The sequence below is a fragment of the Neisseria mucosa genome, assembly GCA_003028315.1.
GTDB classification, from domain to species: domain Bacteria; phylum Pseudomonadota; class Gammaproteobacteria; order Burkholderiales; family Neisseriaceae; genus Neisseria; species Neisseria mucosa.
The window spans coordinates 1057751-1070438 of sequence record CP028150.1 but is presented as its reverse complement, the minus strand read 5'-3'; the positions used below and the strand labels follow the sequence as shown (position 1 = coordinate 1070438).

Below are 12688 nucleotides of genomic sequence, written 5' to 3'. Positions count from 1 at the left end.
GTCCCATAGTGTCGTTGTAGGCGATAAATATCCCGTACGCCTAAAAATAGTGGCGGCATCGATGGCATTGGCGTCCTTGCCACTGGTAAAAACGATGTTAACGGCGCTAACTGGGGCAATTGGCAGGCGGAGTTAGAGCGTGTTAAAGGGTACATCCAAAAGTGTATCGCCCTTGTACAGCCAAAAGATACACCTCGATATATTGTCTTGCCTATTTGGGCTGATAACAAGGCGGAATGGTCTAAAGAAGAACATCCCTAACGCCATCAGCTTAAAGATGAGCTAAACAAGTGGATACGCACAACGTACGGCGAAAACGTATATGACATTGAGTCGTACATGTTGTCAGAGCAGATTTGGGCGGATACTGGAATCACGCCAAATGAGGCTGACAAACAGGCTCAAAAAGACGGGATTATGCCGTTATCTCTGCCTCATGACGGCGGTGCACATTTCTTGCCTGCTGTCGAGGCTGTTATCGCTGGCAAGATTATTGTCAAGGCAAAGAGTTACATTATTTGTAACTGGTAATAACAAAGCGGCGTTTCCGTCGCTTTGTTATTTTCTGCTATTCGATAGTGCAAAAGCTGCCGCAACTTTTAAAACGCACCGAGTGCAAAAGTTAATGTAACAAAGTGCAAAAGGTGGCGGCGGCTTACAAGTGTCGTCTGAAATGCTTTTTGTGCGGGTGTTTTTCAGACGACCTTTCGGCTATATGCCTGAGCGGCTTGGTTTATATATGGGGTAATCATTACGCTTGAAATAAATTTCTTTTTAAATCAGATATTTTTTATAAAAATTTACTTTGTGGGCAGTAAGCTATTGCCAAGTGGGGCAGTTAACGGCATAATTCGGCTTCTTTGCCGGTATAGCTCAGTTGGTAGAGCACCTGACTTGTAATCAGGGGGTCCCGAGTTCGACTCTTGGTGCCGGCACCAGTTTATCGCTGAAGGTGCCGCAAGGTATTTCAGTAAGCCGGTATAGCTCAGTTGGTAGAGCACCTGACTTGTAATCAGGGGGTCCCGAGTTCGACTCTTGGTGCCGGCACCAATCAAACAGCCCGATTGTGAAAGCAGTCGGGCTGTTTTGCGTTTGCCGTTCGGGTGGCAGGGCGGCGGCCATTTCACTATAATAGCCCGTTTTAATCTAAAAGGTCGTCTGAAAAAGGCGGAACACATTCTAATGATTACTGTGAACACACTGCAAAAGATGAAGGCAGAAGGCGAAAAAATCGCCATGCTGACCGCCTATGAATCCAGCTTTGCCGCGTTGATGGATAACGCCGGAGTCGATGTTTTGCTGGTGGGCGATTCCTTGGGCATGACCGTGCAGGGGCGAAAATCCACGCTGCCCGTCAGCCTGCGCGATATGTGTTACCACACCGAAAACGTCGCGCGCGGTACGGAAAACGCGATGATTGTCAGCGACTTGCCTTTCGGTGCGTATCAGCAGAGTAAAGAACAGGCGTTTGCCGCCGCTGCCGAACTGATGGCGGCAGGCGCGCATATGGTCAAACTTGAAGGCGGCGTTTGGATGGCGGAAACCACCGAATTCCTGCAAATGCGCGGCATTCCCGTCTGCGCCCATATCGGCTTGACCCCGCAGTCCGTGTTTGCGTTTGGCGGATATAAAGTGCAAGGGCGGGGCGATAAGGCGGAAGCCTTGTTGGCAGATGCGAAAGCACACGACCAAGCGGGTGCTGCCATCGTATTGATGGAATGCGTGCCGGCGGAATTGGCGAAAAAAGTAACCGAAACCGTCTCTTGCCCGACCATAGGCATCGGCGCAGGTGTGGATTGCGACGGACAAGTTTTGGTCATGCACGATATGCTCGGCATTTTTCCGGGCAAAACTGCCAAATTCGTCAAAAATTTCATGCAGGGCAAAGACAGCATCCAAGCCGCCGTTGAAGCCTATGTCCATGAAGTCAAAGCCAAAACCTTCCCCGCTGCGGAACATTCGTTTGCTTGATGTTTATAACTAAAAACGGTCGTCTGAAAAGGTTTTCATCGTGAAAACCGAATTTCAGACGACCTTTGTTTGTCCGTGTTCCCAGCGTATAATCGGCGCGTGATTTTCGGGCTGACAAAACATAGTGGCTGCGCGCCGCAATCCCGAAAAAGATAAAGGACATTTTCCACCATGCAAATCATTCATACCATTAAAGAATTACGCGAATGGCGCAAAAACGCAGGCAGCGTTGCCCTTGTGCCGACTATGGGCAATCTGCACGAAGGCCATCTCGCCCTTGTTCGCGAAGCCAAAAAACGCGCCGACAACGTCGTCGTCAGCATATTCGTCAACCGCCTACAATTCGGACAGGGCGAGGATTTCGACAAATACCCGCGCACCTTGCAGCAAGACGCCGACAAACTCGCCAACGAAGGCGTAGCTGTCGTGTTCGCGCCCGACGAAAAAGAGCTGTATCCCAATGTCGAGCAACGTTTCAACGTCGAACCGCCCAACCTCCAAAACGAATTGTGCGGCAAATTCCGCCCCGGTCATTTCCGCGGTGTCGCTACTGTCGTCAGCAAACTGTTCAACATCGTCCAACCCGATACCGCCTGCTTCGGCAAAAAAGACTACCAGCAGTTGGCGATTATCAAAGGCTTTGTCGAAGACCTGAATTTCAATATCGACATCGTTCCCGTCGATACCGGTCGCGCTCCCGACGGACTTGCACTTTCCAGCCGCAACCAATACCTCAGTGAAGCCGAGCGCGCCGAAGCCCCGCGTCTGTACCGCGAATTGCAGCGCGTCGCCGCCGAACTCAAAAACGGCAATCTCGATTATGTCGGACTGGAAACAGAAACCGTCCGCCGCCTGACCGAAGCCGGCTGGGTGGTTGATTACGTCGAAATCCGCCATGCCGAGAGCCTCGCCGTCGCACGCACCGGCGACAAAGCCCTCGTCGTCCTCGCCGCCGCCCGCTTGGGAACGACGCGTCTGATTGACAACTTGGAAGTCAGCTTGGCTTGATTGTTGGAATGGAAAAAGGTCGTCTGAAAACGGATTTTTGTTTTCAGACGACCTTTTTTATAGGTATTACAGATTAAAATCAGTAAACTTATGCCGCTACGTTTATTCCAGCATAGGAAGGGTAAGAATGACGAAGTAGATATTTTAATTGTAGGAAATCGTCGCATTGTTTACACAACAGGTTGAGAAAAATAAGCCTGCAAGACCTCAAACGGCGTATCACCGTTCAAACTTCGGTGCGGCTTCACCGTGTTATAAAAATTAACAAAGCAACACAACCCCTTTTACCGGTGTTCCGGACTCTCAAACGACTGTTTCTCATGCCACATCTCCATCAGGGTACGGATAACCCGCTCCGCCTTACCGTTGGTCTGCGGACGGGCAACCCGGGTAAACTTTTGACCAATCCCGTTCTCGTAACAGGCTACACCGAAAGCATGGTTGGCCGAGCCTTTGTATTCCGTACCGTTGTCGGAGTAAACGCACTCAATCAGGTATGGGCAGGGATCAATCAGGTGTTCGGTCAGAAACTTGGCGGCGCTGTCTGCGGTTTTGTCCGGCAAAATGGCGGCGTATAGCTCCCTTGAGAAATCGTCGATGGCGACAAACAGGTAATCCCGCTTATCGGTGGCTTTCTGCCCTTTGAGCAGCGGCAGCCGTTTGGTGTCGAGATGCACCAGCTCTCCGGGGTAGGATTTATTGTAGCGTTTGGCCTGCTTTTTGAGTTTTTCCTGAATGCTGCGTTCTACCTTGGCCAGGCGTTTCATTCCGTACTTTGCCTGTTTGAAACGGTTGTTGGTACTGGTTTGCGGTTTGAGCAGCTTGGCCCTTGCGGCTTTAAGGGCGCGGTAAATGGTGACGCGGCTGACTTGGTAGCGGCGTGCCAGAGAGGTGACGCTTTCCTTTTCCTGCGTGTAGGCCAGCCAAATGGCTTGGCGGTGGTGCGGTGTGAGGCGGGTGTTTTTGTGCATGTTCATGTTTCAGTATTCTCCTGGAAATACTGTAAACAACGTTACTGGTTTCTACAGTTTACGGTTGTCGTTGCTTCTTTACGTTTCGATTTGCACCAGTATTGCCACGTTAATGCTAAGTTTGTCCGTTATAGTACAAACACGCACGGTTTTCATAATGTCAAGAATAAAAAAGATGAATTGTAGCAGGTAAATCTCGTCTGAAATCTAATTTTCCGTTGCATATGTGTATGGCTGATTCAGCTTTGACGGGAAAAGTTTTCCGCAGCTAATGGCGCTCTCCCCAATAAAGCTTCAAAATCAGAATAATCGGCGCATGAACCTTGTTTGAGCAGGGCAAAGCTGTCACGGCTGATAATACCGTTGCTGAGGAGGTTTGCCAACGGCAGCACAGGGTCAATCAGGCGCAGGGGAACAGGTAGGATATGTTGTGGCGGTTTGTGGTGCAGGGTTTGGCGGAGGGTGGTCAGGTATTCCGCCAAGGTCAGCGTCTGGCTGCCGGTCATATTGATAATGCTGTGGCCGGTGTTGGTTTGGACGGCAAGTTTTGCCAAACCTTCGGCAACATCGGCAAGATGGACGGGCTGCAAATGAAAGCGGCCGCCTTCCGGCAGGGGAAGCAAAGGGAGGCGGGCTAATTTGATGAACAGTTCGCAGCTGGTTCCCCCTCGCCCGTAAACGACGGATGGTCGGGCTATGGCAATCGGGATGCCGCTTTGGGCGACGGCATCATCTCCACGTCCTTTGCTGCCGACAAAGTTGATGGATTGAGATGGGTCGGCACCCAGTGCGGATAGTTGCACCCAGCGTTTTATGCCCGCTGCTTTTGTCCATGCGGCGAGCTGTTTGGGCGTGCGGTGGTGTACGGTTTCGAGTATTTCTGCATGACGGCTCATGATGCCGATGCAGTTGATGAGGACGTCTTGCCCTTCCAATAAACGGCGTGCAGCGGTTTCATCGGGATGAAGAAAATCGAAGGCGCGGCGGTCGGGCGTGCAAACTTGGTGACCTTGTTCTTTTAAGATTTGGGCGGTACGGCTGCCGATGAAGCCGCTGCCTCCGAAAATGATGATGTTCATGGTTTTTCTTTATGGTATTGCTGAGGTCGTCTGAAAATCTTTAAATCGGTTTCATCACCATCAGGAAGTAAATCACGATAGTGGCGCAAAAGGCGGGATAGCCCAGCAATTCCCAGCGTCTGGCGTAACGCCAATAGGGTTCCGGAATGGTGTCTGCGTTTTCTTTATGCGCTTGTTCGGCAATCTTTGCCATACGGATTTGCAGCCAGACAACAGGCAGCCAGCAAATGCCTGCAAGGATGTATAAACCGAGCGTCATCCATACCCAATTTTGTTCCAGCATGGTGGAAACGGTATAGCCGCGTTCGTACAGCATCCATAAGCCGGACAAGGGTTGGAAAATGACGGCGGGGGTCGTAAACCACCAATCTGCTTTGATGACCCAATGCGATACGACCGACTGCGCGGCGACCGAACCGCTGCGGTTTGCCCAAAAGAGGTAAAACGCTGTACCAAAACCGGTGCCGACCATTAAGGTAGCCGAGATGATGTGCAGGGTTTTAACGATTAAATAGGTGTTCATTTTTTATCTCCTACGGATTGATACAGGAAAAATAAAGTAGCCATAATCGGCAGGTTTTTTACCAAAGGCGCAAATGGGTGCGCCCACATTTCGGGCAGCCTGAAAGCAATAATCAGGCTGTATGCCGCGACGGTCAGCAATTGCAGCAGCCATATTTCGGAACGGGCGCGAAAGCGGCTGAAGCATAAAAAGGCAAAACCGATGTCCAGCAGTGAAGCGGCGATTAATGTCGGCCACAGCAACGGATCGGGAATACCGACCGAATGCAGCAAATCCAATGACATTTCGGGCATGAAAAACAGAGGTTGGGTACCGCTCCACAGCCATAGCAGCCCCATCGAGTAAGACAGGTAGGCAGGGAGATTGCGTGTAGTTTTGTCGGACATATTGGTTTCCTAATTTCATTTCGGTTTATTTATATATTTAGCCTGTAATTTCTAAAATTTCTGTCAAAAGAGAAATATAAGGGTAAAAAAATTAGGCAGGTTCCTGAATATCATCCTCCCCCGGAGGATTGGGCAAGCTCAAAACGCCAACAATCAAAGAATAAGTACCGCCTATTACCACGCTTGCTAGGAGGCTGGTGACAAAATCTGCGCCAAACAGTAAAAGATATAGGCAACCGCATAAGCATAATGATCCGGTTATGATTGCCCGGATAAGGCCGCGTAAGTCCCTGTATGTAGACGTCAAGCTTAAGATCAAACCGCAAATTAGGGCCGGTACGGTAAAGAATAAAGCATAGTAGCCGATACTAAATGCAAAAAATACCGTAGATGCAGCATAAACGGTGATGACTCTGCCTCTCGGATAGTCGAAATAATCATCTGTTGAATGTGCCATAACACACCTATGATTGAGTAAGAGAAACCGGGGGTTGTGTCTTGTAAATCAATTGGGGAGGCATCATCGGAAAAATTTCTGTATTCCGGCGCCTATTTTTAAAATTTTCACCATGGTTGAGGTGGAAAGCTTCAGCATTTCATTTGCCCATATGGTCAGCGTATTGATGAAATCATGGGTTTGCCGGATTCGCTGTTTGGCGGTTTCATTTTCCTGACTAAATTCAGGACTATCGATCAGGCTTTGCAAAAATTGCCGCGTCGGTTCGATTTCGCGCTGCATGCGCATTTCTGCGATGGTGCGGAACAAAGTCCAGACGTCGTCTGAAGTTTCAAAATGATCGCGTCTGTCGCCCAAGATATGCACGGTATGCACCAGCCTCAGATTTTGCAGCTCTTTGATGCTGTTGCTGACATTGGAGCGCGCTACGCCGAGCGTTTCGGTAATTTCTTCGGCATTCATCGGTCTGCCTAAGATGTAGAGCAGGGCATGGATTTGTGCAACGGTACGGTTGACGCCCCATTTAGTGCCCATTTCGCCCCAGTGGAGGATAAATTTTTCAGTGGTCGGATTCAGTTTCATAGTAAGGGTATTTTATTTTTGTCTTTTATTTCTGTCAATACAGAAATATTTAAGGGCAAAGTTTTTATCAATTTAGGTACGAATTGATTGGCTGATGAACCAGCACCTGCTCCAACTTCAGCGGAGAAAGTGGTTAACATGTTTGGTAATTATAGCTTGTACGGTTTTGTTGGAAGAAAATACTTATGGGAAATCCCCTAAATTCTTGTATAGGAATTTAAGGGATTTGTGGTAATAATTAAAACTAAGAAAAGTAAAATGCAATAATTTTACATAATATAAATTAATTTCCTTTTCCCTATTCTTCTACAAATTCCACTTATTGTTCCTATATGTCAAATGAGAATTAATGATGCTCTGAGAGTATGCTCATAGTACTCCAATTTTTAGTATAAAATCAATAGGTTTTAAGAAAAATTTGGCTACTTAATTTACCACCTTTCCCCTGAATAGTGGAATAGGGCAGGGTAAAATGACTCTTTATCCCTTATTTCAACCGTTCAGACGGCCTTTTCCCTATTCATCCCATTCGCTTTATCATAGTCATTATCCAAGTTAACATACCAAATTCATTGTCATTCTAAAATTATCCTGTCATAACCGCCCGCCAATCCTACCACCTTACCTTCGCCCGATTCTCCCCATCACTCTCCGTCAAATCCTTCACCGCCTCCGAAGCCGCCAACACCGCCTACCGCGTCGAAATCACCGCCACCTCTACCGATTCCTCCCTGCCGCTGTCTTCCTACCTCAACCAGCGAGCAGCGTTTGAAATCCGTCCGCAGGAGGCCGTATTGTCCGAAGTCGCCGCCGCCTTTTCAGCCGGTTCGGACGAATCTCCGGCGAAACAATGGCAGGGCATTGTGACTTCATGCGAGAAGCTGTCCGTATCCAAGGATGAAACCGTTTACCGCTTTGTTTTAGAGCCGCGTTTCGCGGCTTTAAAACATTTCCAATCCTCCCGACTGTTTCAAAACCAAACCGTCCCCGACATCGTCGCTGCCGTCTTCAAGCATCACGGCTTCTCCGGTGTCGACTACCGTTTCCAAAAAAGCCGCAGCTACACCGTCCGCGAGTATGTGACCCAGTACCTCGAAAGCGACTTTGACTTTATCAACCGTCTGTGTGAGGAAGAAGGTATTTGGTACGCCTTCGAACAGCATGAACAACATGGCGACGTAGTCGTCTTCGGCGACAGTCCCGAACACTACTTCCGAGACCCAAGCCTGCCCGTTTCCTACCGTCCCCATGCCGGGCTGGAAAGCGTCGGTACCGAAGCGCTGTTCAACTTAAGCATCCGCCACAACCCCATCGTCGAAGGCATACGCAGTGCCGACTACAACTACCGCAGCGCCGATACCGACCTCTTTGCCGAAACCGACAACAAACAATCAGAAGAGTCAGCCGACAACACCGTCTTACTGGGCAAACAACAACACTGGGGCCTTCATCCCAAAACCCCCGACGAAGCCAAAGTTCAGACGACCCTGTTGAACGAAGCCGTCCTCTGCCGCCAAACCGTCGCCAACGGCAGCGGCAACGTCGTCTCCATGGCGCCGATGAAAGTGTTCCAAACCGATACCGCCTTCCCCGAAGCCCCCGACGGCTGGCTGGTACTCGGCATGGAACACAGCGGCAGCCGCGATACCGCCTACAGCCATACCTTTACCGCCATACCCGCCCAACACACCTTCCGCCCCGAACGCACCACACCGCGCCCCCACATCGCCGGCACACTGCCCGCACGGGTGACCGCGGCGGAGAACTGCACCTACGCCTACATCGACGACATGGGGCGCTACCGCGTCAAACTGCCGTTTGATTTGGACGAATGGAGTCCCGGCGGCGAAAGCCGTCCCGTCCGACTCGCCAAACCCTATGCCGGTCCCGAATACGGTATCCACTTCCCCTTACACGAAGGCACCGAAGTCATGCTGTCCTTCGTCCAAGGCAACCCCGACCGTCCGTATATCTCCGGCGTCATGCACGACAGCGCCCATCCCGACCACATCCCTGCCGATTGGAACACAAGGAACGTCATCCGTACCTGGGCGAACAACAAACTCAGGATGGAAGACCAAAAAGGTCAGGAACACATCAAACTCGCCACCGACTACCAAAAATCCCAACTCAACCTCGGCCACATCGTCGACAGCGGTAGGGAGAAACGCGGAGAGAACGGCGAAGGCTTCGAACTCAGAACCGACGGTTGGGGCGCAGTACGGGCGGGTAAAGGCATACTCGTCAGCGCACAAAACCAAGACGCCAACGGCAAAGTGCTGGATATGGACGATGCCATTTCCCAACTCGAACAGGCACTTTCCCTCGCCAAAAGCCTGAACAAAGCCGCCCAAACCGCCAACAACCACAATACCGATGAAGAAACCCAAAGGGGTCGTCTGAAAGACGCCCTCAAAGACCTGAAAGAGGCCGGTTTGATCCAAACCGCCCCTGCCGGCATCGCCACCGCAACCCAGCAAAGCCAACTGCACACCGCCAATGAAAACATCCACCTGGTCAGCGGCAACCATACCGACATCACCGCCGGCCAAAGCCTGACCGCCCATGCGGCAGAGAGCCTCAACCTGTTTGCGCAAAGCAGCGGCATCAAGGTGCAGGCCAATCAGGGCAAAGTGGAAGTGCAGGCACAGAATGACGAGTTGCAGTTGAATGCGCTGAAGGATGCAACGTTAACCAGTAGCGCAGGAAAGATTACCATTGCGGCGAAGGAAGAGATTCTGATTACCTGCAAAGGGGCGTATATCAAGTTGAGCAACGGGGAAGTTGAGATCGGGAGTCCGAAGGTGGTGAGGGTGAGGGCGCCGTTGGTGGTGGGTGGGGTGAATAGTCTGAATATACCCTTACCCGAATTTCCGCTCACTGTATGTGAGGAATGTCTGAAGCGTGCGGCGGAAAACGGTAGCCCTTTTGCAACATTAAACTCATTGCAAGGAGGATAAAATGGATTATCAAAATTTCATTCAAATTACCAATCAAACCTTGAATAAGGATTTTTCACAAAAACCTTATTTGTTGCTGGATTGCAGTCAACTGAAAAAAATGCAACGTACCGCAATGTTGGGCTATGGAGGCATTCCGTTATGGAGGAATGTACTGAAAATGGAAGATGAAACCGTTTCTCCCATTTTATTAGAGTTGGACAAACGGGATTTTGCGTGTCAGATTAAGCAGATTTGTGAAAAAATGCAGGATATACCGTTATACAGCATCATTCTTTCTCCTTTGGAGGCAAAAGAACTTGCTGAGCATTTGGGACAATATTCTTTGTGTCAAACTCAAGACGGTCAGCCTTTGATTTTGCGGTTTGGCGATACGCGTATCCTGCCTGTTTTGGAAAATACGTTTTCCAACGAGCATCGGATTCATTTTTTTGCTCCGATTGCAAAATGGTTTTATCCCGATATCGGTAACGAATGGCGTTTGATTGAAAATCCGAATGCGGCGGCGGTTTCAAAATTAAAAGGCATTTTAGAATTAAATGATGCCGAATATGAGGGCATAATGAACGGTTCGATACCTTATACTTTATTTGTCAAAGTGTATGAACATTTAATGCAGTCAGGAAATACAAATGAAAATATCCGATCTGATTTGTGGATGGATATTCGGGTAGAGGTGGAAAAAGAAGACATCGCTTCGCCATCTTTCTCAATGAATCGATTTATCGGCCGATATCTGCAATCACTGCCGGACAAGTTGGAAATATGGAAATCGGATGAAACCACGTTACCGGGCAGATTTGAGTATCAAGAGGCCGTCTGAAACCCCTTAAAGGATAAAACATGGATATTTTCCTTTTCGCTTTTGCCTTATTCCACTTATACATTCCGACATTGTTCGTTCTGATCATTATGATGAATCTGCCCAAATTTGCCCGTATCCGAAAAAAACTGGGCATTTCACTGGCCGCGCTTTTTGCAGGCGGACTGCTGTTTTTTACTCCCGTCTTTTTCTTTGAAGGCCTTGCCGCCGCTCTGGCGGGACCCAACGGCGGAACCGTGTGGGACGAGGGCTACCGTGAATTGGGAAATATGTTTAAAAGCAATCCGCCGCGCCCGCAGGGCAGGACGGATGGGGTTGATGTGGCGATGGACACGGTCAATTTCTATGCCGACCGAGGTATCCGTTATGCCCTGTACGATATCTCGGGCGCACCCGATCCCTCGATTGAAGCAGACCACCCGTTGGATTTGGCAGGGTATCACCCCGTAGGCGGCGGGATTGTCCGTTCGCTGTACGGAGGCGGTAGCAGGGAATGTTGCCTGAACCTGCCCAAAAACAGCAAGGAGGGACGTTATATGCTGAAATGGGAGGAAGTTGGGGAAGGTAAAGAGAAGCTTTACAGCCAGGAGTTGACACTGCCTGCCTACGACAGCCCGGATAACGTGTTCATCGTGTTTTTAGAAGGGCATAAGGCGGAGCTGGTGGTCGGAGGCGGCTATCCCGGTGAGCCTGGCTGGATGGGCAGCGTGAAAGGCGGGACGTTGGGTGCGTGCCTGAGGGCGCATGACAGGGCGCATTGTTATAAGAACCTGCCGCATTATGAAAACTCAACAGATAATATGGCTGAGGCAGATAGAATCAGATGTAGAAAAATCCAAAATATGAAAAATAGGGATACAGTGGAATTTGAATCTTGGACATATAATGATTGTTTAAAATTTGAACAAGAATGCAAAGAGGGTAGAATGTATTCTTCTATATCAAATAAAGAAATGTGTAAAATCGACTGGCGTTCGCCGATATTTGGAGAGTAAAAATGGCAACCTTGAAATTTGCAGACAAGTGTCCTAATAGTCCATTTGACTTAACACGAGAGGAACGAAAAATAGTTGATGATTTCCGCAAATCCCTCCAACCGCCGACCTGCGATGTCAAAGGCCGTGCTCTTCCTACCTGTGCCAACTACGCCCATATCGGCGTATTCTTCGACGGCACGAACAATAATAAATACTTCAGCACCAAAGAAAAAAGCCACAGCAATGTGGCCAGGCTGTACGACGTTTTCCCGGGGAAGGGCGTTCTAACCGAAGAGCAGATCAGGCAGACCGCTAGGGTTTATTACGACGGCGAATGGGAAAAACGCACCTTGCCCGTACCCTCAACATTTGCAGCAAAGGAAAAGGCCGAATACTTCTCCGAAGCGCAGGCGCGTAAAACTATGTACCGTAAAATCTATGTCCCCGGTGTTGGTACGCCGTTCAGGCAGGTAGGCGATGAGAATGACAATGAAAAAAGCAACCGGAAAGGGGAGGCATTGGCCAAATACGGCGATGCCCGCATTGTTTGGGCGATGCTGCAAGTGCTCAGCCTGCTGATGTCGATGAGCGGGCAAGGAGAGATTCCGTCAGAAGAATTGAACCAGATTGCCCGTCATTTAGGCAATCGGTATATGACTGAAAGTAATCTGAAGTATTTCTTCCAAAATACAATCAGACAACGCTATATCAATAGGCTGAAAAACAACAAATTGCCCCAAATCGAGGCTGTCAATCTTTATGTGTTCGGCTTTTCGCGCGGGGCGACGGCAGCACGTTCGTTCTGTACCCGTATGCGTACCTATCTAGCAAAGCTGGATATCAAATTTATAGTGGATTAACTTTAAACCAGTACGGCGTTACCTCGCCTTGCCGTACTATCTGTACTGTCTGCGGCTTCGTCGCCTTGTCCTGATTTAAATTTAATCCACT

At 49.5% G+C, this 12688-nt stretch carries 14 protein-coding genes and 2 tRNA genes; 9 read left to right on the top strand and 7 right to left on the bottom strand.

The annotated features are described in order from the left end of the window. Positions 1–339 precede the first annotated feature (339 nt). The 4 genes from NM96_05275 (at position 340) to panB (ending at position 1971) form a co-directional block, all read left to right on the top strand. Complete coding sequence (locus NM96_05275) at positions 340–531, top strand: hypothetical protein (protein ID AVR78821.1); 192 nt, start codon at positions 340–342, stop codon at positions 529–531. A gap of 331 nt (positions 532–862) precedes the next feature. Further along, a tRNA-Thr gene (locus NM96_05270) sits at positions 863–938 on the top strand. Between the two features lie 36 nt (positions 939–974). Beyond that, positions 975–1050, top strand: a tRNA-Thr gene (locus tag NM96_05265). 132 nt (positions 1051–1182) lie between these two features. Further along, on the top strand, positions 1183–1971 hold the full coding sequence (panB, locus tag NM96_05260) for a 3-methyl-2-oxobutanoate hydroxymethyltransferase (GenBank protein ID AVR78820.1): 789 nt from the start codon (positions 1183–1185) through the stop codon (positions 1969–1971). On the opposite strand, the gene NM96_05255 is transcribed toward panB, so the two are convergent. Beyond that, positions 1928–2134 carry a choline transporter gene (locus NM96_05255; protein ID AVR78819.1) on the bottom strand — a complete coding sequence of 69 codons (207 nt, stop codon included), beginning with the start codon at positions 2132–2134 and terminating at the stop codon, positions 1928–1930. The genes panB and NM96_05255 overlap by 44 nt on opposite strands. Before the next feature lie 8 nt (positions 2135–2142). Here NM96_05255 and NM96_05250 point away from each other — a divergent pair, with 8 nt between their 5' ends. Next, entirely contained in the window at positions 2143–2979 is an 837-nt protein-coding gene (locus NM96_05250; GenBank protein ID AVR78818.1) for a pantoate--beta-alanine ligase, read from the top strand. Between the two features lie 284 nt (positions 2980–3263). On the opposite strand, the gene NM96_05245 is transcribed toward NM96_05250, so the two are convergent. From NM96_05245 to NM96_05220, 6 genes are all read right to left on the bottom strand, one after another. Further along, the gene (locus tag NM96_05245; protein ID AVR78817.1) at positions 3264–3956 is read right to left on the bottom strand and encodes an IS481 family transposase; all 693 of its coding nucleotides are present in this window, start codon (positions 3954–3956) and stop codon (positions 3264–3266) included. 233 nt (positions 3957–4189) lie between these two features. Beyond that, the gene (locus NM96_05240; protein AVR78816.1) at positions 4190–5029 is read right to left on the bottom strand and encodes an epimerase; all 840 of its coding nucleotides are present in this window, start codon (positions 5027–5029) and stop codon (positions 4190–4192) included. 40 nt (positions 5030–5069) lie between these two features. After that, entirely contained in the window at positions 5070–5552 is a 483-nt protein-coding gene (locus tag NM96_05235) for a DUF2269 domain-containing protein (protein AVR78815.1), read from the bottom strand. Beyond that, the gene (locus NM96_05230) at positions 5549–5938 is read right to left on the bottom strand and encodes an epimerase (protein ID AVR78814.1); all 390 of its coding nucleotides are present in this window, start codon (positions 5936–5938) and stop codon (positions 5549–5551) included. Before NM96_05230 ends, NM96_05235 begins: the two co-directional genes overlap by 4 nt. A gap of 91 nt (positions 5939–6029) precedes the next feature. Then, positions 6030–6395 (bottom strand): hypothetical protein, encoded by a 366-nt coding sequence (locus NM96_05225; GenBank protein AVR78813.1) that lies wholly within the window; start codon positions 6393–6395, stop codon positions 6030–6032. Positions 6396–6458: 63 nt separating this feature from the next. Then, positions 6459–6977: a MarR family transcriptional regulator gene (locus tag NM96_05220; protein ID AVR78812.1), complete on the bottom strand. Its 519-nt coding sequence runs from the start codon at positions 6975–6977 to the stop codon at positions 6459–6461. A 794-nt stretch (positions 6978–7771) separates the two neighbouring features. Between NM96_05220 and NM96_05215 the strand changes: the two genes are divergently transcribed. From NM96_05215 to NM96_05200, 4 genes are read left to right on the top strand one after another with little or no spacing between them, the layout of a single operon-like run. Continuing rightward, positions 7772–9937, top strand: a complete 2166-nt coding sequence (locus NM96_05215) for a type VI secretion system tip protein VgrG (protein AVR78811.1) — start codon at positions 7772–7774, stop codon at positions 9935–9937. Between the two features lies 1 nt (position 9938). Beyond that, positions 9939–10760, top strand: a complete 822-nt coding sequence (locus NM96_05210; protein ID AVR78810.1) for a hypothetical protein — start codon at positions 9939–9941, stop codon at positions 10758–10760. A gap of 20 nt (positions 10761–10780) precedes the next feature. Further along, a complete protein-coding gene (locus tag NM96_05205) occupies positions 10781–11755 on the top strand; it encodes a hypothetical protein (GenBank protein ID AVR78809.1) in 975 nt (324 codons plus the stop codon). Between the two features lie 2 nt (positions 11756–11757). Continuing rightward, positions 11758–12597 (top strand): hypothetical protein, encoded by an 840-nt coding sequence (locus NM96_05200; protein ID AVR78808.1) that lies wholly within the window; start codon positions 11758–11760, stop codon positions 12595–12597. Positions 12598–12688 lie beyond the last annotated feature (91 nt).

Coding starts and splice junctions, on each gene's coding strand:
- panB (AVR78820.1), top strand. CDS start 1,183: ATGATTACTGTGAACACACTGCAAAAGATGAAGGCAGAAGGCGAAAAA.
- NM96_05245 (AVR78817.1), bottom strand. CDS start 3,956: ATGAACATGCACAAAAACACCCGCCTCACACCGCACCACCGCCAAGCC.
- NM96_05210 (AVR78810.1), top strand. CDS start 9,939: ATGGATTATCAAAATTTCATTCAAATTACCAATCAAACCTTGAATAAG.
- NM96_05230 (AVR78814.1), bottom strand. CDS start 5,938: ATGTCCGACAAAACTACACGCAATCTCCCTGCCTACCTGTCTTACTCG.
- NM96_05200 (AVR78808.1), top strand. CDS start 11,758: ATGGCAACCTTGAAATTTGCAGACAAGTGTCCTAATAGTCCATTTGAC.
- NM96_05225 (AVR78813.1), bottom strand. CDS start 6,395: ATGGCACATTCAACAGATGATTATTTCGACTATCCGAGAGGCAGAGTC.
- NM96_05240 (AVR78816.1), bottom strand. CDS start 5,029: ATGAACATCATCATTTTCGGAGGCAGCGGCTTCATCGGCAGCCGTACC.
- NM96_05235 (AVR78815.1), bottom strand. CDS start 5,552: ATGAACACCTATTTAATCGTTAAAACCCTGCACATCATCTCGGCTACC.
- NM96_05255 (AVR78819.1), bottom strand. CDS start 2,134: ATGTCCTTTATCTTTTTCGGGATTGCGGCGCGCAGCCACTATGTTTTG.
- NM96_05205 (AVR78809.1), top strand. CDS start 10,781: ATGGATATTTTCCTTTTCGCTTTTGCCTTATTCCACTTATACATTCCG.
- NM96_05275 (AVR78821.1), top strand. CDS start 340: ATGTTGTCAGAGCAGATTTGGGCGGATACTGGAATCACGCCAAATGAG.
- NM96_05220 (AVR78812.1), bottom strand. CDS start 6,977: ATGAAACTGAATCCGACCACTGAAAAATTTATCCTCCACTGGGGCGAA.
- NM96_05250 (AVR78818.1), top strand. CDS start 2,143: ATGCAAATCATTCATACCATTAAAGAATTACGCGAATGGCGCAAAAAC.